General features: G+C 57.8%; 16 protein-coding genes and 1 tRNA gene. 13 read left to right on the plus strand and 4 right to left on the minus strand.

Translation table 11 applies throughout. The annotated features are described in order from the left end of the window. The first annotated feature begins 52 nt into the window (after positions 1–52). The 12 genes from LVY65_RS04795 (at position 53) to LVY65_RS04850 (ending at position 13,895) form a co-directional block, all read left to right on the plus strand. On the plus strand, positions 53–1,198 hold the full coding sequence (locus tag LVY65_RS04795) for a hypothetical protein (protein ID WP_235067173.1): 1,146 nt from the start codon (positions 53–55) through the stop codon (positions 1,196–1,198). Next, on the plus strand, positions 1,198–2,007 hold the full coding sequence (locus tag LVY65_RS04800) for an ABC transporter permease (protein ID WP_235066851.1): 810 nt from the start codon (positions 1,198–1,200) through the stop codon (positions 2,005–2,007). Before LVY65_RS04795 ends, LVY65_RS04800 begins: the two co-directional genes overlap by 1 nt. Then, positions 2,004–2,669: an ABC transporter ATP-binding protein gene (locus tag LVY65_RS04805; RefSeq protein ID WP_235066852.1), complete on the plus strand. Its 666-nt coding sequence runs from the start codon at positions 2,004–2,006 to the stop codon at positions 2,667–2,669. Before LVY65_RS04800 ends, LVY65_RS04805 begins: the two co-directional genes overlap by 4 nt. A 22-nt stretch (positions 2,670–2,691) precedes the next feature. Beyond that, a complete protein-coding gene (locus LVY65_RS04810) occupies positions 2,692–4,326 on the plus strand; it encodes a glycosyltransferase family 4 protein (protein WP_235066853.1) in 1,635 nt (544 codons plus the stop codon). A 34-nt stretch (positions 4,327–4,360) separates the two neighbouring features. Continuing rightward, positions 4,361–5,968, plus strand: coding sequence for a bifunctional glycosyltransferase/class I SAM-dependent methyltransferase (locus LVY65_RS04815; RefSeq protein WP_235066854.1), 1,608 nt, complete (start codon positions 4,361–4,363; stop codon positions 5,966–5,968). Between the two features lie 11 nt (positions 5,969–5,979). After that, positions 5,980–6,966, plus strand: a complete 987-nt coding sequence (locus tag LVY65_RS04820) for a tetratricopeptide repeat protein (RefSeq protein ID WP_235066855.1) — start codon at positions 5,980–5,982, stop codon at positions 6,964–6,966. After that, complete coding sequence (locus tag LVY65_RS04825; RefSeq protein WP_235066856.1) at positions 6,950–8,116, plus strand: polysaccharide biosynthesis/export family protein; 1,167 nt, start codon at positions 6,950–6,952, stop codon at positions 8,114–8,116. Before LVY65_RS04820 ends, LVY65_RS04825 begins: the two co-directional genes overlap by 17 nt. 13 nt (positions 8,117–8,129) lie before the next feature. Next, positions 8,130–8,945, plus strand: a complete 816-nt coding sequence (locus LVY65_RS04830; RefSeq protein WP_235066857.1) for a 3-deoxy-manno-octulosonate cytidylyltransferase — start codon at positions 8,130–8,132, stop codon at positions 8,943–8,945. A 2-nt stretch (positions 8,946–8,947) separates the two neighbouring features. Then, positions 8,948–9,796 (plus strand): 3-deoxy-8-phosphooctulonate synthase, encoded by an 849-nt coding sequence (gene kdsA, locus LVY65_RS04835; RefSeq protein WP_235066858.1) that lies wholly within the window; start codon positions 8,948–8,950, stop codon positions 9,794–9,796. A 90-nt stretch (positions 9,797–9,886) separates the two neighbouring features. Next, a complete protein-coding gene (locus LVY65_RS04840) occupies positions 9,887–11,440 on the plus strand; it encodes a capsular polysaccharide export protein, LipB/KpsS family (protein WP_235066859.1) in 1,554 nt (517 codons plus the stop codon). Further along, positions 11,437–12,729 (plus strand): capsule biosynthesis protein, encoded by a 1,293-nt coding sequence (locus LVY65_RS04845; RefSeq protein WP_235066860.1) that lies wholly within the window; start codon positions 11,437–11,439, stop codon positions 12,727–12,729. Before LVY65_RS04840 ends, LVY65_RS04845 begins: the two co-directional genes overlap by 4 nt. Before the next feature lie 134 nt (positions 12,730–12,863). Continuing rightward, on the plus strand, positions 12,864–13,895 hold the full coding sequence (locus LVY65_RS04850; protein WP_235066861.1) for a glycosyltransferase family 4 protein: 1,032 nt from the start codon (positions 12,864–12,866) through the stop codon (positions 13,893–13,895). On the opposite strand, the gene LVY65_RS04855 is transcribed toward LVY65_RS04850, so the two are convergent. Then, positions 13,892–14,890: a KpsF/GutQ family sugar-phosphate isomerase gene (locus tag LVY65_RS04855; RefSeq protein WP_235066862.1), complete on the minus strand. Its 999-nt coding sequence runs from the start codon at positions 14,888–14,890 to the stop codon at positions 13,892–13,894. The two genes, LVY65_RS04850 and LVY65_RS04855, sit on opposite strands and share 4 nt — an antisense overlap. Positions 14,891–16,043: 1,153 nt before the next feature. On the opposite strand from LVY65_RS04855, the gene LVY65_RS13205 reads away from it, so the two are divergent. Next, a complete protein-coding gene (locus LVY65_RS13205) occupies positions 16,044–16,802 on the plus strand; it encodes an outer membrane protein (protein WP_268828573.1) in 759 nt (252 codons plus the stop codon). Between the two features lie 166 nt (positions 16,803–16,968). Here the strand turns inward: LVY65_RS13205 and LVY65_RS04870 are convergent. From LVY65_RS04870 to LVY65_RS04880, 3 genes are all read right to left on the minus strand, one after another. Then, positions 16,969–17,043: transfer RNA gene (locus LVY65_RS04870), tRNA-Gln, on the minus strand. A gap of 78 nt (positions 17,044–17,121) precedes the next feature. After that, entirely contained in the window at positions 17,122–19,407 is a 2,286-nt protein-coding gene (locus LVY65_RS04875) for a putative bifunctional diguanylate cyclase/phosphodiesterase (protein ID WP_235066863.1), read from the minus strand. A gap of 143 nt (positions 19,408–19,550) precedes the next feature. After that, the gene (locus tag LVY65_RS04880; protein WP_235066864.1) at positions 19,551–20,441 is read right to left on the minus strand and encodes a branched-chain amino acid aminotransferase; all 891 of its coding nucleotides are present in this window, start codon (positions 20,439–20,441) and stop codon (positions 19,551–19,553) included. Between the last annotated feature and the right edge of the window lie 45 nt (positions 20,442–20,486).

Genomic DNA, 20,486 nt, shown 5'->3' on the forward strand with positions numbered 1-20,486 from the left:
AAAACTGATAGCGCAATCAATCGTCTGTAGCTAAGGACCCCTCCCCGTGAATATGTTGTTCTTTCGACCTGATATCAGCGAGTTGCGTTCGGATACGAGGGACAGGCGGCTGTTTCGCCGGACGAACCCACTATTCCTTGCCACTGTCGTATTGCCGACATTTATTGCTACGGTTTATTTTGGTTTCCTGGCTTCAGACGTATATATTTCTCAGTCGCAATTCGTCGTCCGGAGCCCGGACAAGCCTGCCGCATCCGGCCTCGGGATTTTGCTGAAGAGCGTCGGTTTTTCCAACGCCGGCGACGAGATCTTCATCACGCAGGATTACGTCAAATCCCGCGACGCGCTGAAGGCGCTGAATGAACAGGGGCAAGTCGAAAAAGCATTCGGAAGTCCTTCGGTGTCGATTTGGGATCGGTTTAATCCGCTCGGCTTAGATCAGAGCTTCGAAGATCTTTACGACTATTATGGCAGGAAGATTGACGTCGAGCATAATACGACCTCATCAATCACGACCCTGACGGTTAAGGCATTTCGCGCCCAGGATGCGCAGCGAATGAACGAGCGATTGCTCGAACTTGCCGAGGGCCTGGTCAATCGCCTCAATAATCGCGGAGAAGTAGACTTGCTCGGTTACGCCCAGCGCGAAGCGCGGGAAGCCGAGGTTGAGGCAAGGCGTGCCTCGCAAGCCCTAGCGGCATTTCGTAACACCCAGGGAATTGTTGACCCGGAGCGTCAGGCCACGGTGCAATTGCAGCTCGTTTCGAAGTTACAGGACGAGGTGATCGGCGCTCGGCTCCAGCTTCAGCAGCTTCAGGCGTTGGCTCCTGAAAATCCCCAGATTCCCCTCCTTCGGACCCGGATCGCCGGATTATCGAGGCAAATCGATTCAGAGCTTGGCCGCGCGGCTGGCGGCAATCGTTCGCTTTCGGCAAGTGCCGTGCGGTATCAACGCCTGGCCCTCGATCGTGAATGGGCCGACAAGCGGCTTGCGGGAGCGATGGCCTCGCTTCAGGAGGCTCGCAATGAGGCGCGCAGGAAGCAGGCATATGTCGAGCGGATCGTACAGCCCAACTTGCCCGATGAGGCGCTCGAGCCGCGGCGTTTGCGGGGGATTTTGGCGACTCTCGTGCTGGGACTTATTGCCTTTGGCATCCTGAGCCTGCTGCTTGCTGGGGTTCGGGAACACCACGACTGATGTTCGATGCGATCAACCCGATGGGCGAGCGATCACTGTCGCGCTCGTGGACAATCCAGCGACGGGTAATCGGCGCCTTGCTGCTGCGCGAGATACTGACGCGCTTTGGCCGCCACAATATCGGATTTCTCTGGCTGTTCGTCGAACCGATGATGTTCACGCTCGGCGTCACCGCGCTGTGGACCTTTGCGAAGGCCGGACATGGGTCCTCACTACCCATCGTGGCGTTCGCGCTGACCGGCTATTCCAGCGTGCTGCTCTGGCGAAACATGCCGGGCCGCTGCATCTCGGCGATCGAGCCAAACCTGTCCCTGCTCTATCACCGTTACGTCAAGATCATCGACATCTACTACGCGCGGCTGACCCTGGAGGCCATGGGAGCGACCATTTCCTTCGTTATCCTGACAATCTTCTTCATCTCGATCAAATGGCTGGAGCCGCCCGAGGACGTGCTGAAGGTCTTTGCCGGCTGGGCCATGCTGACTTGGTTCGGAGGCGCATTAGCCATTTTCCTCGGCTCGCTTGCCTATGACAATGAGCTGGTCGACAAGATCTGGCATCCAGCCTCATATCTGATCTTCCCGTTATCCGGCGCCGCCTTCCTGGTCGATGCATTGCCCAAGGCTGCGCAGGAATTGGTTTTATACATTCCGATGGTCCATGGCGTTGAGCTGCTGCGTGAAGGCTATTTCGGTTCGGCGATCACCGCCCATTACGACATGGCCTATATGGCCAGTTTTTCCGCAACGCTGACATTTCTGGGGCTACTTCGCGTACGTGCACTTCGCAATCGAGTAATCCCGGCATGATCACGCTGACGGACGTTTCAAAGAGTTACCGGACTCGCGGGGGATGGGTGAAGGTACTCGACCGGATCAACCTGCAAGTAAAGCGTGGCGAGAAAGTCGGCATCCTCGGCCGAAACGGTGCCGGCAAGTCTACGATGATCCGTTTGATCAGCGGCGCCGAGCAACCCGACCGCGGGACGGTAACTCGCCAAATGACCGTGTCCTGGCCAATCGCCTTCGGAGGTGCCTTTCAGGGCACATTGACTGGCCTCGACAATTTGCGTTTCATCTGCCGAATCTACGGCGTCGCCCCAGAAGACAAGATCGCCTTCGTCGAAGAGTTCTCCGAACTTGGTCGCTACTTGAGAGAACCGGTTAAGAACTATTCTTCCGGCATGCGCGCGCGACTTGCATTCGCGATCTCCATGGTGATCGATTTTGACTGCTTCCTTATCGACGAAGTTGTTGCGGTCGGAGACGATCGATTCACCAGAAAATGTCAGGAAGAATTATTTGAAAAGCGTCGCGATAGGGCGATGATTATCGTGTCACACAGTCATGATTACATAAAGCAGCATTGCAAGCGTGTCGTAATGCTGGAAAATGGATTTCTTACTTACTTTGATGACATGGATAAAGCCTATCATGTCTATTCGTCCGATAATCAATCCATAACAAACTAAGATTCAAAGAAAGCTATTACGGATGAGTAAGAGTAAAAAGAACCGGAAGATATCCGTTCTGGTAGAAATGCGCCCTGCTCTTGAGGGCTTTGCCGGCATCCCGCAAGAAGTGCGCCTTCTGTTCCGCGGTCTTCGGCAGCTAAACGGTGTCGAAGTCGAAGGGCTGTTGCAGACCTCGCACCGGTTCCTCTCGGCAGGCATGCCCGAAAAGGGGCGCAAGAAGTTCAAGAACACCTACGCCCTCAACCGCTATTCGAAGGTGATTGTCTCGCTCGCCGAGCAGCCGTTCGAAAATGTTTTTGACCGCGTTAGCCGTTTCATGCGTCGCAAGCTGAACGCCTTCCAGCTGACGGTCCTGTTGAGCCTGGGCCTAGGCAAGATCCGTCTTGGCCGGTTCGAATCCAAGGAATTCCAAGACTTCACATGGCGCATCCTTTTCTCCAAGAGCCTGCCTGCCCGCGATTTCGGTAGCGTTGCATCCGCCGACCACCGCATTTGCTCGGTTCCGTGGAACACGATGCACATGACAGGCCTATCGACGCTGACTTGGCGGCGTACGGCTCTATATCCGACGCTAGTCACACCCGACGTCGACGTCTTTATCGGCCAGACACCCTATCCCGGGCGCGTTGCCAAGGGGACGAAGATGGTCATCCGCTATCACGATGCCATCCCAGTCCTGATGCCGCACACCATTCCCGACAAGTCGATTCACCAGGCCACCCATTTCCGCGCGCTGGAAGCCAATGTCCGCCATGGGGCCTGGTTCGCCTGCGTTTCGGAAACAACCCGCCAGGACCTTTTAAAGATCTTTCCCGAAGCGGAGCCCCGCGCCATCACCATTCACAACATGGTGTCACACAATTATTTCGCAGAATCTCCGGATATTCAGGCAGCCAAACGTGTGGTGCGTACTCGGCTCTATGAGCAGTCAGGTTGGCTGCCCAAGTTCCTGACCAGTCGGGAGAAGGAAAGCTTTTACCGAAAGCACATCGATTCATCCGGCTTTCGCTATCTGCTGATGGTTTCCACTATTGAGCCCCGAAAGAACCATGCGCGGCTCATCGCAGCTTGGGAATATATTAAGGCGAACATCGACCCCGATCTGAAGCTAATTACGGTCGGAACGCTTGGATGGGACTATGGCACAATACAGACAGCAGTTTCGGGGTGGATGGAACGGGGCGAGCTGTTCATGCTCAATGCTGTGCCCACCGGCGATCTGCGAACTCTCTATCGCAACGCCCTAGCTACCGTCTGCCCCAGCCTTGGCGAAGGTTTCGACTTCTCAGGCGTCGAGTCGATGGCCTCGGGCGGCATCACCATTGCATCCGACATTCCGGTACACCGCGAGGTCTATGACGATGCCGCGCTCTTCTTTGACCCCTATTCGACAGCCAGCCTAGTCCAGGCACTCAAGCAGGCCTTGTACGAAGATGTGTCGCCGGAAGTGGAAGAGCAATTGCGCGAGCGCGGACAACAGGTCAGCGGCCGATACCAGCCGGAAGTGATACTTCCTAAATGGCAGCAATTTCTGGCGCAACTTAGCTCGAGGACCGGACTGAAGGCGGTCCCTGCGGGAAATGGGTCGTCGATAGAGGAGCCATGCTTGCAACCAACTCAGCAGCCGACGCCCAACACGGCCAAAGCCGCCTGACTGATCAATACAGCGTGTATAGCGAGTAACCTAAATGAAAATGGCGCTGGCGGTCATCACCTACGACCGCGCACATTACCTTTCCCTGGTCCTGCCATCGATTTTGGCTCAGACGATCGACGGTCGTCCAATCCAAGAACATTTCGACATCCATGTATTTCAGGATGGCTTCTGCCATGAGGACAGCCGTAGCGACGTTGTTGGCCACCAGCAGGTGTCCAAGATCATGCGTCGCCTACCGGACCACATCGAGACGTACCAGCAGCCCAAGAATCTAGGCGTCGCCCTGCACTTCGATTTCATCGAGAAGCTACTTTTTCGTGAAAAGGGTTATGATTTCGTGCTCTTTTGCGAGGACGACCTAATTCTGTCATCACAATATGTTTCGATCATCAAAAAATTAGTCGAAAAATTCAAGGACGATAGGCGGGTTGGCATGATTTCTGCCCATCCACATGACTCATTACGACCCAAAATCAAGCAACTTCATAACCTATATGAATATACTGAAATTGGTCATAATTGGGGGTTTGGCCTATTTCGCTCATTTTGGGAAAGAAGACAGCCGTTCGTTGAACTGTATCTCAATTTAATTGAGGGCACACCATACAGGAAAAGATCACACAATTCGGTATATGCGTGGCTCGAACGCTGTGGTTTCAGGCCAAGTGCCTCTAGCCAGGATTATGTGAAGCAGTGCGCTACTGTCAGTCTTGGAACGGTACGTCTTTCTACTTTTGCTAATTTCGGATTGCCGATTGGACGAACTGGCCTGCACAGCAAACCGGAATTGTTCTCCAAACTTGGCTTCGACAAGACAGTCGTTTGCGATCACCCGATACATGCGCCCGGCGACCTGACCGACCAAAAGTTTCAGGAAATCTTGCGGTCGCAGCAGGCGGCATGCTTGCAGGACGCCCATCAGTTTCCAACGCCGGTACAATGGGAAAATCTTGTTCTCGGTGGCACGTTGGCTCCCCAAAATATTCCGAGCTCAGCTGACATTGAAGTTGCACTGCAGGTGCCCGATGAGGCTCCGACTTGGTCTCCCGCAGATATTCCACGCAGACCGCACATGGAACCGGAAGGGCTGGAGCTGCTGGCCGCCCGGCTAGCAGATGTCGACTGCTTTTTGGAGTATGGCGCGGGCGGCAGCACAGTTTTGGCCGGTGGAATGGGCGTCAGCACTATTTATTCGGTGGAGTCCGATCGTGGCTTTTTGAACGCCGTCAAAGGTGCGGTTTCTGAAAACTCGTCCGCGGCTGTGCTATTCGATCATTACGTGGACATCGGCCCCACCGTTGAATGGGGCAACCCGAAAGACAGCAGTAAGACGGCCAGTTGGCCACTATACGCTTCCTCGATCTGGAACGAGATTGTTTCGCAGGGCCTAGTGCAACCAGACTTAGTCCTAATCGACGGGCGATTCCGCGTCGCATGCTTCCTTGCAACTCTGCACTTTTCCAGGCCGGGAACGACCATATTGTTCGACGATTACCATGAACGGCCGCACTACCATGTCGTCGAAAAATATCTGCAGCCAGTCGGTCGAGCTGGACGGATGGCCGAATTCCGGACGGAAAGCGCTCCTCCACCAGAGGCAATGCTGGACCTGATGGCCTACTCAACAACTTACGCCTGACGGGACAGGACATGGCATTCGATCACGAAACTGCTGAAACCATTGCGCCGGTGCTGGCCATAATCGGACAGGAAGCGCGCCTTGACCCGAATTGGACCTGTCACATGCTGGAAGCAGTGGCCGGCCAGGTCTTGCCGGATTTTCATCGACGGCAACGGAATAACGCTGCCTGCAACGCCGATCGGATCAGCCATGGCGAAAGGGTCATCGCAAATGCAACCCCCGCCATCGACGATCTTGTACAACTGTCTCACGCTTACGCCGCCGAAGAATGCCTGATTGAAGCTTTGTACCGGATTTCGATGGCAGTCGAACTTCAACCGAAAAACGGAGAGCTACTTCGGCTCAAGGCGAGCATCTTGGAACGCATGGGCCGGTTCGAAGAAGCATTGCATGCCGCGCAACAGGCTAAGGAGCTCGGAGCCGAGCCTGATGCCATTTCCGCCGACATCGATCGGATAAACGGCCAGCATGTCGCCCACCTTGAAGCGATGGCGGAGCAACTCCTGCCTTCGATTTATCGGCAACGAAGGAGTATGACCGTCTGCGGTGCCGAGCGTATCCGTATTGGAATGAAACTGGCATCGTCCGCGGAAGTCGACGTCGACGACCTGGTACAGTTGGCGCACGCTTGTGCTGCCGAGGAAATGCTTGCCGACGCTCTGTATTGGATGGGCAAGGTGATTGAGCTGAAACCTGACCAGGGAGAGCATTTGCGCTTCAAGGCGAGCATCCTGGAACGCATGGGCCGGTTTGAAGGAGCATTGCAGGTCGCGAACGATGCAAGGATTCTCGGCTCGGACACTGAATCCATTTCTTTCGATGCGGAGCGGATCGAAGCGCAGCTGGTTTGCCACCTGGCTGAAGTCAGTAGTTGCTTAGACACTGCGGCCTCCCTGCCCGCCTCCGTGAAGTTGCTGTGCATGGGTCGTCTGACATTCCCAGAATTCATCAATCTCATTGGCAAGATAGTTAGAGCGTATGCAAATAAGAATTAGTGCCCTGGTGATCGCGATGGGCATCATGTCCGGCTGTTCGTCGTTCGGGGCAAGCGGGCCGAGTGGGAGTGCCATCATGAATGCGGCGGACAAGCCGCTGGCCAGCGCGACGATCAGCGTCGCCCCCTTGACCGAGGACATTGCACGCCAACTGGCGGCGGCGGACCGGACGCCGAACTTCTCGCATATGTTCACCGAAACCGAAGTCATGGGATCGCGCCTTGGGCGCGGCGACGTCCTGGAGATTACGCTCTGGGAGGCGCCGCCTGCCGTGCTGTTCGGGTCGGTAGCCGGCCTTATGTCCGGTGCTCCGGTCGCGTCGAACAGCCTGTCTCAGCCCGGCCAGGTGGTTGACGAAAATGGGCTGATCAAGGTTCCGTTTGCTGGTTCCATCCGTGCCGCCGGCCGCACCCCGGCCGAAATCGAGCAGGACATTGTGTCGCGCCTCCGCGGCAAGGCCCATCAGCCGCAGGCGATGGTCCGCCTGGTCCGAAACCAGGCAACTAATGTCACAGTTGTCGGCGATGTCGCCAATAGTGGCAGGATACCCCTCACGCCGAAGGGCGAGCGTTTGCTCGATGTGCTCGCCGGTGCCGGCGGGGTCAAACAGGCCGTAAGCAAGACGGTTGTTCAAATTACGCGGGGCGACCGGCTCGCCTCGATGCCGCTGGAAACCGTCATCCGCGATCCTAGTCAGAATATCGTAGTCCAGCCGGACGACATCGTGACGGTGGCTTATCAACCCTACAGCTTCATCGCCCTCGGCGCGACGGGCAGCAATAGCGAGCTTCCGTTCGAAGCAACCGGCATCAACCTGGCGCAGGCCATGGGCCGGGTAGGCGGGCTGCGCGATGATCGGGCCGACATTCGCGGTGTGTTCGTCTTCCGCCTCGAGGACCCGGCGGCGCTGGGTAGCCAGCTGCCGCCCAATGCCCGACTTACGTCCGACGGCAAACTTCCCGTCATCTACCAGCTTGACCTGAAGCAACCAGGAAGCCTCTTCGTCGCCCAAAGCTTCCCAATGCGGAACAGGGACGTGCTTTACGTTTCCGACGCTCCGCTCGCCGATCTTCAGAAGTTCATGAATATGGTCTCGTCCGCCGCCTTCTCCGTTATTGGCGTCGCTAACGCAGTCGATAGCGGGCAGTAACGGATCAGCTGTTATGGCCAACTCCGCTGCGCCGCGCTTTGCGGTCATCATTCCTGCTCGGTTCGAGTCCAGCCGTTTCCCCGGCAAACCCTTGGCCAAGCTGCATGGGTCGACCGGCGCGGCGAAACCGCTGATCCAGCGAAGTTGGGAGGCCGCTGTCGCCGCCTGCGACAAGGACCAGGTTTGGGTTGCCACTGACGACGAACGCATTGCCGATGAGGTCTGCGGGTTCGGCGGCCAGGTCGTCATGACCTCCAGCGAATGCCGAAATGGAACCGAGCGCTGCGCTGAAGCGGCCGTGCAAATAGCCGACTGCCCGGATGTCGTCGTAAACTTCCAAGGCGATGCGCCGCTAACGCCGGCAGCTTTGATCGGACAGCTGGCCGCTGCGCTTGCCGAGGACCCGTACGCCGCAATGACGACACCGGCCCTGCAATGCTCACCCTCGACATACGCGCATCTGGAGGCTGATAGCGCCGCAGGCCGCGTCGGCGGGACAACCGTCATTTTCAACCGGCTGAACCAAGCGCTCTACTTTTCGAAGCGGGTACTTCCCTACATTCCGCCGGAGACTCCCTTCCCGGCCGGCCATGTCCACCTCCACCTCGGCATCTACGCCTATCGGCGCGAGGATCTCGCCCGCTATGCCGCGGCCTCACCGTCGACATTGGAATCGCTGGAAGGGTTGGAGCAGCTCCGCTTTCTCGCGGAAGGCCAAGTCGTAAAGATCGTACCGGTAGATCCGGTGGGTTGGGACTGTATCGAGCTCAACAATCCAAGCGACGTGGCACCGATCGAAGAGATCCTTCGGCAGCGCGGGATCGAATAGCCATGTCCGTGACCGCCGTCAGCCTTCCAGGAGGTATCACATTCTCCAACGACCGGCCGTTCGGGCTGATTGGTGGAATGAACGTGATTGAAAGCGAGGAATTGCTGCATTGCGTGGCCGAAGAGTTCGTTACAGTGACGCGGGAGTTGGGCATTGCCTTTGTGTTCAAGGCGTCGTTCGACAAAGCCAACCGATCGTCGATCCATTCCTATCGCGGCCCCGGGATGGAAGCGGGAATGGCGATGCTGGCTCGCGTTAAGGAGCGCTTCGGCGTTCCGGTCCTGACGGACGTTCACGAACCCTGGCAGGCGCGGCAGGCAGCAGAAGTTGCAGACATCATCCAGCTGCCGGCCTTCCTCGCCCGGCAGACCGATCTGGTGACTGCGATGGCAAGGACGGGCGCGGTCATAAACGTCAAGAAGCCGCAGTTCCTCGCCCCGGCCGAAATGCGGCATATCATCGAGAAATTCCGCGAAGCTGGTAGCGACAAGATCCTGCTGTGCGAGAGAGGAAGTAGCTTCGGCTACAACAACCTCGTCGTCGACATGCTTGGCATTGATGATATGAGAAGCATGGCTCCCGTCATCTTCGACGTGACTCATGCACTGCAACGGCCGGGCGGACGGCCCGACAGCGCTGACGGCCGCGGAACGCAGGCCGCCCCACTGGCACGCGCAGGGCTTGCGGTCGGAATTGCCGGTTTGTTCGTCGAGGCACACCCCAATCCTTTAAAGGCGCTTTGCGACGGGCCAAGCGCCTTGGATCTTTCAGATCTCCGCGATTTCCTTCGACAGGCGAAGGCCGTGGATTCGGCCGTAAAAGGCTCCGCATTGGCGGGCGTTGAGGCCTAGATGGCCGAAGCCTTTCTCAGACTGCCTCCATTCCCTGGCCACTGCTCGCGGCCGCTGGCGTCGGCAGGTGGCTCGCCAATCGACGACGGAATGGGCCTGGACCTAGTCAGCTTGTTGAAGTCCAGTCGGGTCGGCGGAAATTTTTGGGGTAGCCAGCCAAAGCTTCCCGAAGGGCGCGACCTAATAATTGCTCCTTCGTCGCGCGGCCTGGCGCTGGAGATGCTGAAGGCGGCAAATGCCGAGGGCCTAAGCGGCCGGTGCGTCATGATCGATTCCCATGGGCTGGGAGCGTTCAGCACCGAGGCGCCGATTCTTACCGGTAGTATCGACCTATGGCATATTGCCGATGGGGCTGCCGCGATTTGGGCGAACGCCGACCATGAGCTGTCGCTGGTAGCTTCTTTGCTCGGGCGATCGGTAAGGTACTTTTGTGGCGGCAGGTTCGGCAGTCTTTCGGGCGACCGGCGCCTGGAGCACGTTGTTCAGCAAGCCGTTTCCGGCTGGACCTACTCTTGCCCATTTAGCGGTGAGGCAATTACTCCCGCCCGGGCGATCAAGCTGCTTTCAGACTGGCGCCGGCTGATCGATCGCAATCGATCAATCTCATCTGTACTTGGCATCGCAGGCTGGAAGCGCCCAACGGTCGATCCGATGCTCTGGGACGGGTCGGACATGCCGCGCCGCTCTACCGAGCTCAGTCCATCATTTCGCGGCGGTTCGGTCGTGGCAGTGTGGAAGTCACGGACATCTACCACCCTCCTCAACCGCATTTCCGAGGCCGGGCTACCCGTCGCCGAAATCGAGGATGGGATGATCCGCGGACGAGGCCTTGGTGCCAATTGCGTCCCGCCTTTGTCGATCGTGGTCGATTTCACCGGCATTTATTTTGACCCAACCCAAACAAGCGATCTCGAGCGCATCCTCCAAACCGCGGACATGGATGAAGCATTGCTTGATCGGGCCGCGCGATTGAAACGGACGGTCCTCGATGGAGGGATCAGCAAATATGATGCCGGATCGCGCCAGGAGCTGAAATCCAAAAGCGGTCATCGGATCCTGGTCATGGGACAAGTAGAGGATGATCGGTCCGTTCTGAACGGCGGCCCGGGCCAGACCAACCTCGGGCTATTGATGCGCGCTCGCCAGCTCGAACCGGACGCGTGGCTCATTTATCGGCCCCACCCCGACGTAGAAGCCGGGCATCGAAAGGGACATATCCCCGATCACCGCGCCCTTCAGTTCGCCAATGAGATCGAGCGTGGCAACTCAATCGCCTCGCTCATCGACAGCGTTGACGGCGTGCACTGCATTACGTCGTTGGGCGGGTTTGAAGCACTGCTTCGAGGAAAGCAGGTAACCACCCACGGAGTGCCATTCTACGCCGGATGGGGTCTGACGATCGACCTTGGCCCGATCCCGTCGCGCCGCACTAGGCGACGCAGCCTCGATGAATTGGTCGCTGCGACACTGATCCTTTATCCCAACTATTTGGATCCCGTGACACGATTACCCTGCCCGCCTGAGGTGCTCGTTAACCGCATCGCCAACAACGAAGACAGGCTTGCGACACCACTGGCCTGGCTAAGGTCGTCTCAGGGGAAGCTAAAGGCGGCGCTTCGCCGTATTTGGGATGCGGCCGCATGACCGTGTTTCCCGAGGCGCCACGCCGGTCCTTCCTGTTCCTCCAGGGGCCACCCGGACCCTTCTTCCTAAATTTGTCATTGCGGCTGCGCGAACTCGGCCATTGCATCCACCGTATCAACCTGTCTGGCGGCGACCGCTACGATTGGCCTGTCGGCGCGACCAACTATCGCGGGACTATGTCGGCCTGGCCGATGTTCTTCGACCGTTTCCTGAGGTCCAACCAAATTACCGACGTCATTCTCTATGGCGACTGCCGACCGGTACACCAGGCCGCGGTCCGAATGGCCAAGCTCCGCGGAGTTCGAGTGTTCGTGTTCGAGGAGGGCTATATCCGTCCCGACTGGATGACCTTGGAGCGTGACGGGGTGAACGGTCATTCGCCGTTCGACCGCGATCCGGGACTGATCCTTGCCTCGAGCAGCTGGCTGCCGGAAATTCCGGACCTGCCTTCAATCACTGCTGATTTTCGGCGCCGGGCACGCGATAGCTACTGGCATTACCACCACGTGGTGACTGGTCGCCTCAGCTTCCCATTCTATCGAACGCACCGCAGCCACTCGATTATCGGCGAAGGTTTCGGATGGTTGATGAAATTTGCTCGAAGCAGCCGGCGGGCGCGGCAGGCCGAAGAGGCGCTTGCCGCGATAGACGGCAAGAAATTCGTGCTGTTCCCGCTACAACTCACCGGCGATTATCAGATCAGGGCCCACTCGCCGTTCGACTCGATGCCGCAGGCAGTCGACTATGTGCTCGACAGTTTTGCTGCCCATGCTGCGCCGAACCAGCTGCTCCTAGTCAAGGAGCACCCGCTCGATGCGTCGTGGCGGAACTGGCGACTTTATCTGACATTGCGCGCGAAGCGGCTCAGAATCGGCGATCGGGTTATCTGCATCGACGGCGGCGATTTGCAGCAGTTGTCTACGACGGCCTCTGGCATGGTCTGCGTAAACAGTACCTCCGGAACACTTGCCCTTGAAACCGGTATCCCGGTCGTGGTCCTAGGCGACGCGGTCTATGACGTTCCAGGCATAACGCATCAATCCGGGTTAGATAGATTCTGGCGCAGTCCCGAACGGCCCGATCCGGACCTTTATGCCGCGTTCAAAAAGTCACTGCACGCCAAGTGCCTGGTCCGGGGCGGACTTGCCAGCGCATCGGCTACGGAAACGCTGGTCATCAACAGTGTCGAGCGGTTGTTGGCTGAAGACTGGATGCCGCTCCATTCCCATAAAGGCGGGTTAATCAACTTGGATGCCGAACGTCAGCTCCGTTCATCGGCCCTAAGTTAAGCCCACCCTCAATGTCTGACGCACCAATTCTGTTCGATGTAAGCCGCCTCATTTGGCGGCAGTGGACCGGTCGGCTCCCCACCGGAATTGATCGGGTTTGCCTGGCCTATCTCGAGCATTTTCAATCCAGGACCTTGGCGGCTGTTCAGTTTCGCGGTTTCCGCCGGATCTTTGACCGCACGGGCAGCAAACGGATATTTGATCTACTGCTGAGCGGATCGAAACACTTTCGTTCGAATTTAGTCGCGACACTGGCCGCCACTGCTGGAAGTGCGGACCGCATCATTGCCGGACAAATCTATTTGAACGTCGGGCATACGGGGTTGAATTCACCGCATATGGGACCTTGGCTTGCGCGGCAACGGCTGCGGCCGGTGTTCCTGATTCACGACCTGATCCCGATAACTCATCCGCAATATTGCCGCGAAGGCGAAGATGCCCGGCACAAATTGCGCATGGAAACGGCGTTGCGGTCAGCGAAAGGGCTGATCATTAACTCGGCGGCGACCAGGCGCGTCCTCGCCGACTTTGCGAACGACCACAGAATCACCATGCCGCCAAGCCTCATCGCCTGGCTGGGAATTGATACCAGGCCTACGAACCCTTCCGTCGACGCCACCTTTCAGGATCGACCGTACTTCGTGATGGTCGGCACGATCGAGGCCCGGAAGAACCACCTCGCGATACTCGAAGCATGGCGCGACATCGTCGCTAGGCCGGGCAGCCAGGCCCCGGACCTGATCATCATCGGCCAGCGTGGCTGGGAAGCAGCGGACGCTATCGCAATCCTTGACGATCCCGGGCCTTTGAAAAGTTATGTTCACGAAATGGCGGGATGCGACGATGCACAGATGAGCAAATTGCTTGCTGGCGCCCGTGCCATGCTGATGCCCAGCTTCGTTGAAGGCTTCGGCCTGCCCGTCGTTGAAGCATTGCACCAACGCGTACCCGTTATTGCCAGCGATATACCGGTCTTCCGCGAGATTGCGGACGTCATCCCGACCTATATCGATCCCCATGATCGTACGGCCTGGGCCAACGCCGTCATCGATTACAGCGGCAACAGTGTTGAACGTCGGAGGCAATTGGCTGCCGCATCCGCTTATGAGGCCCCGGACTGGCGCAACCACTTCGCCTTGGTCGATGAGTTTCTAGAGACGCTTTAATTCAGGCCAAGACGCAGGAAGTCGTGGATGTGTACGATCCCGATTGGCACGTTCGTATTCACTGGTGCATTGGGTTCAATCACGAAGGCAGCGGTAACCTTGCTGTCGTTGAGCAGCTGCAGTGCTTCCTCAGCCCGCATATTCGCGTTCACCGTGATGGGATCGGTGGTCATCACCTCTTCAGCCGTAGCCGCAGAAAGCTCCTCGAAATGGCGACGAAGGTCGCCATCAGTAATCGCTCCAACCAGCCGGCCGGCGGGGTCCACGACACCAGCAATTCCGAAGCCCATCGATGTCATCGTCAAGATCACGTCACGCATGTGAGTCGATTGATCGACCAGCGGCACTCGGGACGACGGATGCATAATATCGCTGACTGGCGTTAGACGCAGGCCAAGCGACCCATTCGGGTGAAGAGTCTTCATGCAATCTGCAGTGAATCCGCGAATATCCATCAATGCCATTGCAAGTGCGTCACCGAGTGCCAGCTGCATTGTCGTCGATGTGGTCGGTGCGATATTTGCCGGGCAGGCCTCCCTTGCTGCTGGAAGGCAGAGTTTGATGTCGGCATTGCGCATAACCAACGAATCCATACGCGACGCGACGCCTATCACCGGAACGCCGATCTTGCTTGCATATTCAAGGAAGGCACGAAGCTCGCTGGTATTACCCGAATTGGAAATGACGATGAGCACGTCGCCCGGGATAAGCATCCCCAAATCGCCATGGGAAGCCTCGCCGGGATGGACGTAGAAGGCCGGGGTACCCGTAGCGGCCATTGTTGATGCCCATTTGCGGCCGACATGCCCGGACTTGCCCATTCCGGTGATTACGACGCGCCTGCGCGAATCCAGGATCGCATCGCAAGCCATGACGAAGGATTGATCGAGTGATGCCGCCAGCAGTTGGAGCGCCGCGGCCTCAACTCTTACAACCTCTATTCCGCGCTCGAGTATTGTGTCGGCCGGATACGCGGACCGGACAGTATTTTGCATCGACATTACTTACGCTTCCCAACCCACGTAGCGCGATACCCGAGCCCGTACGCGCGAATAGAAGACAATACTAAAGCTGCGTTAAACGCGAACCTCAGTTCAGCTTACGTTGATCATTTAATTGAATTGAACGAAGCATCAAAAAGCCAACGACGTATTAACGAAATTGCGGCGAAGGTCAATATGATCCGTTGATAGTGAACAAACCTCGATCCTTCGGAGCTTTTACAGGACGGAAATAAGTTAGCGATTGTGTCTTAACAACCACATAATTGCTTTGTCGGTTTTCCAAACAATTTGTGCAATTTTCTGCAAAATCGGTTAAGCATTGCTACAACATAAGCGTTAGATACCAGTTTCGTGGTAACATTATCAATCACATCTATAATATATATTAATATTGTAATCGCCGCGACGATACGAGCCTGATACATTTTAGTTTCCTGGAATAGGCACTCTGACGAACAGCCTGCGGCTATCTATATTGCGCCCGCCCCTGCTGCTGATTGGCTAATTTGTTTCAATGGACCTTTCACCCACGTCACACAGGCGATCTTGACTGTCCCGAAGGCCCCTCGATTGTCGCGGCCTGAACCTTCACTTAAGTCCCCCAACTCAATGCTCGAGACGTCAAACACAATTAGCCCAGGCCGGGCAATAATATCGACTTGCGCCATTCCACTCGCTGATTGAAATATTGCGGTTCCTGTCCGCGCTGCCAAAAACGGCGAAGCAACTAGGCGATGATTTTTGCCTTTTCAAGCAGCATTTTACGGCACAGCACCCAGAAAACAAAATATTAACAGCGCCAAGCCTGTCGATTCCGACTCGACTTATAGCGATTACTCGCACCGCACAGCCGATACGTCTGATTGTCGACACTTTGCTTCCAGGACACATGTTGTGCTTCAGCAACAAGGTCGGATTATTCCTGCCAATGCATGGAACCTCCGCTGCTTATATCACGTTGAGTGCGCTGTTGAAGAGATTAATTAACAATTCAAAGTAATATTGCCTAGTGTAATATAATATATTGCGTTGAATGCTGAAAAATTTAGCTAATAAACAACTGTCTATACTGTTAGTCATCAATCCTTGGCTAATTAAATTTTAGATTAAATTAGTATTTTTGCGTGAGTATATGGAGAAGTGTATGAAGCGACAGTGTATAGGACGTCTATCAGCGCTAGCATTGGTGGTTGGATTGGCGGCCCAGCCGGCCAATGCACAAGGAATCTCCTTGCGCGGCGTCCGCGCCGATGCGTCCGTCGGCATCGATCGGTTTTATTCCGAAGGCAATCATGACGGTCATGTTGCCTGGCAGGGCACTGCTGGCGTCGACACTTTTGTGGGCGACAATTTCGTCTTGGGTGTTGAGGGATCATTCCTTTGGTCCGGCGCTGAGAACGAAACCGTGGATGGCCCGGGGGTGGCGTCCCGCAAATCGTTCCAGGAATGGGCGGGCGCCATTCGCGCCGGCATAATGGCCACTCCCTCGACCCTGATTTACGCAAAGCTGGGCTATGGTGTTAACGAGCAGCGCAAGCGATTTGAGGCATTCACCCCGCTTGGCAGCTACTACAACCATTACAAGACCAAGGGTTGGATCGCCGGCGCCGGCATGGAGCATATGCTGAGCGATCATTTCTATGTGAAGGCTGAAGGGCGCTACGCCAATTACAAGACCAACTCAGCGCGACTGACCGGCCTGCTCGGTGTTGGCGTCCTGTTCGGCCCATCGGCCGAGGCCGCGCCACCGCCAGCGCCGCCGCCTCCCCCGCCACCGCCGCCGCCACCGCCGGCGACACAGACCTGCCCGGATGGTTCGGTAATCCTGGCGACCGACGCGTGTCCGGCACCGCCCCCGCCACCACCGCCGCCTCCACCACCGCCGGAGCCGGAACGCGGATAGTCTGCAGGCTGAGTGAAACAATATGGAGGGGTAGGCCTTGGCCTACCCCTTTTTGTGATCCCATTATTATTGCGGACCCCCTGGGCCGCCGTACCGCAAGCGCAATCCATGAGGTCTTCCGTGGAATTTACACCGGAGGAAATGCATTAGCTGCGTTTTTAGCAGCTGGCTGGGGCGGCAGGATTCGAACCTGCGAATGCCGGTACCAAAAACCGGTGCCTTACCACTTGGCGACGCCCCAGCATGGGCCACCCGTGGAAATCGGGCGCTCGCTCGCGGGGCGGCTTATAGCCGCTCATCCGCCTATGAAAAGCGCAAATCAGGCGCGTCGGCGACGTGGCCGCCGAACAGTCTCATAAAGTTCAGCGGAGGGTACGGGCCTGCCGAAGTGAAAGCCCTGAAGCTGGGTGCAGCCAAGTTGGCGCATCGCGATGGCCTGCTCCTCGGTCTCGACCCCCTCCGCGGTGGTTTCGACGCCGAGACCACGCGCAAGCGCCAGGATCGCATGAACTATGGCGACGCAATCCTTCGCGCCTTCCGCGGCTCCCCGGACAAAGCTCTGGTCGATCTTGATCTTTGAGAAATGAGCGCGGCTCAAGTAGCCAAAGGAGCTATAGCCTTTGCCGAAATCGTCGAGCACCAGCCGGACGCCAAGCGCGCGCAGCCGCTCTAGCGAAGCAAGGGTCGCTGCATCGTCACCCAGGAACACGCTTTCGGTGACTTCAAGCTCCAGCCGGCTTGGCTCAAGACGTGTCGCGGCGAGCGCGCCCAGAACCGTCTTGGCCAGTCCGGCACCGGTCAGCTGCGCCGCCGAGATATTGACCGCGACCCGCATGTCACCACTCCAACGGGCAGCCTCGGCACAGGCCTCGCGAATGACCCAATCGCCAATCTGGTGGATTAGGCCGGCATCCTCGATGATCGGGATGAATTGGTCGGGGGGAATATCGCCGCGCTTGGGATGGCGCCACCGCAGAAGGGCTTCCCGGGCGACGACTTCGCCGCTCTCCGAATCGATGATCGGTTGATAGGCGAGCGCCAGCCCATTGCCGCCCAGCGCCTCGCGCACGTCCTGCTCGAGAAGGCGATGATCCTCGGCCTGCTCGAACATGAAACGCTCGAAGAAGGCGTGGCCACCGCGGCCGGCTTCCTTGGCACGGTAAAGCGCAAGATCGGCGCTTCGCATCAATTGCTCTTCGAGAATGCCATCGGCCGGGCAGACGGCGATTCCGATCGTCGCGCCAACATGAAGTGTCGCCGCGCCAATGGTGAAGCTCTTCGACAGGTCGGCGATAATCTGATCGGCAACCGAGGAGAGGCGATCACGGTCGCAGCCGGCACTCCAGATGATTGCGAATTCGTCGCCGCCGATCCGTCCAACCCGCCCGCCCTGACCCATGGCGAGTTCCAGGCGGCGTCCGACTTCGACCAGCAATTGGTCGCCGATGGCGTGGCCGAGCGTATCATTGACTAGCTTGAACCGGTCGAGGTCGACCAGCAGCAAGGCGCAACCGCTCTGTACCTCCCACTGACGCATCACGGCTTCTTCCAGCAGTTCGCGCACCAACAGGCGGTTCGCCAGCCCGGTGAGTGGATCCGTCCGCGCTGCGCGCACCGAGTCGCTGCCGGAAAGACGCGCCTCGGTGATGTCGGACGCGACCCCGCGCCAGCCCACCAACTGCCCTTTGCTGTCGTGGATTGGCTTTCCCGAAATTGACCACCACCGCTCCCGGTCCGCAGAAGGAATCGCACGGTCGCGGAACGGAATGCCGCTATCGAGGTCCCGGAACAGTGCACGCATGCCGGTCGAGAGGTTCGCGATCTGTCCAGCGGGGTCGAGCAGCGCGCTGTAGTGACGACCGATAACCTGCTCTTCGCGCAAGCGCATTGCCGCCAGCAGCTCATGCGACATCTTGACGATCCGGAGGTCGCCGTCGAGCTCCCACAGCCCGCCGGAGCCGGTCGCTTCAAGCTCACGCAGCAACTGGATGATCTCGCCCTGTTCGCGAAGCTCAATCCGATCGCGGCTATGCGTGATGAACTGTCGCGCCGTGCTGAGCACGTTGCTCATCAGTACTCCGGCATAGACGATTACCAGTCCGAACATCCCCGGACTGTTGAGCTTCAATGTCAGGGTTGCGCAGCCGATTGTGAGCATTCCGACATAAAGAACCGCAGCCTGGGGCAACGATACGAGGGTAATACTCCCGGCGCTGACCAGAGCCGCCATGGTTACGCACATGAATATCTGCTCGGGCGGCGCAGCTCGATCGAACCAGTAAAGCGGCGGCACCAGCCACAGCGATGCAAGGACGGCGATCAGCAGGCAGATGGTCTCCGTCCGCGCCGGATAGCGTTCGGCATATTCGGGGTCGTGGCGCAGCCGCACCGCTCTCACTCCGCGCATGAAGCAGATCAGCAATGCTGCGCTGAACCAGAGGCCAAGCTGGAAATGATCCGTTGTGTCACGGAGCGCGACGACCATCACGGCGGCCGTCAAAATCTGGATCGCCACCGTCGCCGGAACGAGCCGTACAAGGGCATCGATTTGAGCCTGGCGGACTGCGCGGCCAATTCGGTCTTGCGGCGGGGCGAGCGACAGCATTTCGCGGCAGCTCAACCCACGCGGGTGGCTGCGACGATCCTGTGCTGATGTTACCGTCGCCCCCGCCACTCGATACTGCCGCCTGCTTTCAATGATCCGGCCGCCCGACTTAGACAGGAGAATGCGAAGAAACCGTGAATCGCCTAGGCGTTGACCAGCCGTCCGTTGACCAGATCGTCATAGTCTTGGCAAAGTTGGCGAGACAATTCGCCAATTTCGAAGTTCCACGGACCTGCCGATTGGATAAAGGTCACCTCCGCAGCAGAACCGGTGATGAACATCTGTTCGAAGCGTTCCAACTCTTCTGGCCAGATTGCCTTTTCTATTACCTCGACGCCGCGACGCCGGGCCAGATCCATAACCGTACGGCGAGTTATGCCGTCGAGGAAGCAGTCGGGGGTCGGCGTGTAGAGTTTGCTGTCGCGCACGAAGAAGGCGTTGGCGCCAGTAGCTTCCGCTACCTGGCCGCGCCAGTCGAACATCAGCGCATCGTCATAGCCGCGCTCATCGGCATGTTTCTTCGAAAGGGAGGCGATCATGTAAAGGCCGGCCGCCTTGCTATGTACGGGTGCGGTATAGGGCGCCGGCCGCCGCCATGGCGCAATGTCCAGCCGCAGCCCCTTGGCCGCGATTTCAGGCGCAAAATACTTGCCCCATTCCCACGCTGCGATCGCCAGATGCGGCTTGGTGCCTTTCGGCGAAACCCCCATCTGCTCCGACCCGCGCCACGCAACGGGGCGGACATAGGCATCGACGAAACCGTTGGCCTTGATCACTTCGTTGCACGCGGCATCGATTTCCTCGACCGACCAGGGGATGTCGAAGCCAAGCAGCTCAGCGGACCGCCGCAGCCGAGCGCTATGTTCGGAAAGTTTGAAGATCACCCCGCCGTATGCACGCTGTCCCTCGAACACTGACGACGCATAATGCATCGCATGAGTTAGGACATGGACATTGGCCTCGCGCCAGGGAACAATCTTGCCGTCGATCCAGATCCATCCGTCGCGGTCGTCGAAGCTGCGCGTGTCGGCCATTCAAATCCTCTCAGTCAGGCGCCCGCGCCTAGGCGAGCAGCCATT

It is taken from the genome of Sphingomonas cremea (assembly GCF_021502585.1).
In the GTDB taxonomy this organism is placed as follows: Bacteria; Pseudomonadota; Alphaproteobacteria; order Sphingomonadales; family Sphingomonadaceae; genus Sphingomicrobium; species Sphingomicrobium cremea.

Bases quoted from the DNA above. Each gene is read 5' to 3' on its own strand.
- LVY65_RS04810 (WP_235066853.1), top strand. From the start codon at position 2,692: ATGAGTAAGAGTAAAAAGAACCGGAAGATATCCGTTCTGGTAGAAATG.
- LVY65_RS04800 (WP_235066851.1), top strand. From the start codon at position 1,198: ATGTTCGATGCGATCAACCCGATGGGCGAGCGATCACTGTCGCGCTCG.
- LVY65_RS13205 (WP_268828573.1), top strand. From the start codon at position 16,044: ATGAAGCGACAGTGTATAGGACGTCTATCAGCGCTAGCATTGGTGGTT.
- LVY65_RS04825 (WP_235066856.1), top strand. From the start codon at position 6,950: ATGCAAATAAGAATTAGTGCCCTGGTGATCGCGATGGGCATCATGTCC.
- LVY65_RS04805 (WP_235066852.1), top strand. From the start codon at position 2,004: ATGATCACGCTGACGGACGTTTCAAAGAGTTACCGGACTCGCGGGGGA.
- LVY65_RS04815 (WP_235066854.1), top strand. From the start codon at position 4,361: ATGAAAATGGCGCTGGCGGTCATCACCTACGACCGCGCACATTACCTT.
- kdsA (WP_235066858.1), top strand. From the start codon at position 8,948: ATGTCCGTGACCGCCGTCAGCCTTCCAGGAGGTATCACATTCTCCAAC.
- LVY65_RS04880 (WP_235066864.1), bottom strand. From the start codon at position 20,441: ATGGCCGACACGCGCAGCTTCGACGACCGCGACGGATGGATCTGGATC.
- LVY65_RS04795 (WP_235067173.1), top strand. From the start codon at position 53: ATGTTGTTCTTTCGACCTGATATCAGCGAGTTGCGTTCGGATACGAGG.
- LVY65_RS04845 (WP_235066860.1), top strand. From the start codon at position 11,437: ATGACCGTGTTTCCCGAGGCGCCACGCCGGTCCTTCCTGTTCCTCCAG.
- LVY65_RS04875 (WP_235066863.1), bottom strand. From the start codon at position 19,407: ATGCTGTCGCTCGCCCCGCCGCAAGACCGAATTGGCCGCGCAGTCCGC.
- LVY65_RS04820 (WP_235066855.1), top strand. From the start codon at position 5,980: ATGGCATTCGATCACGAAACTGCTGAAACCATTGCGCCGGTGCTGGCC.
- LVY65_RS04840 (WP_235066859.1), top strand. From the start codon at position 9,887: ATGGGCCTGGACCTAGTCAGCTTGTTGAAGTCCAGTCGGGTCGGCGGA.
- LVY65_RS04830 (WP_235066857.1), top strand. From the start codon at position 8,130: ATGGCCAACTCCGCTGCGCCGCGCTTTGCGGTCATCATTCCTGCTCGG.
- LVY65_RS04855 (WP_235066862.1), bottom strand. From the start codon at position 14,890: ATGCAAAATACTGTCCGGTCCGCGTATCCGGCCGACACAATACTCGAG.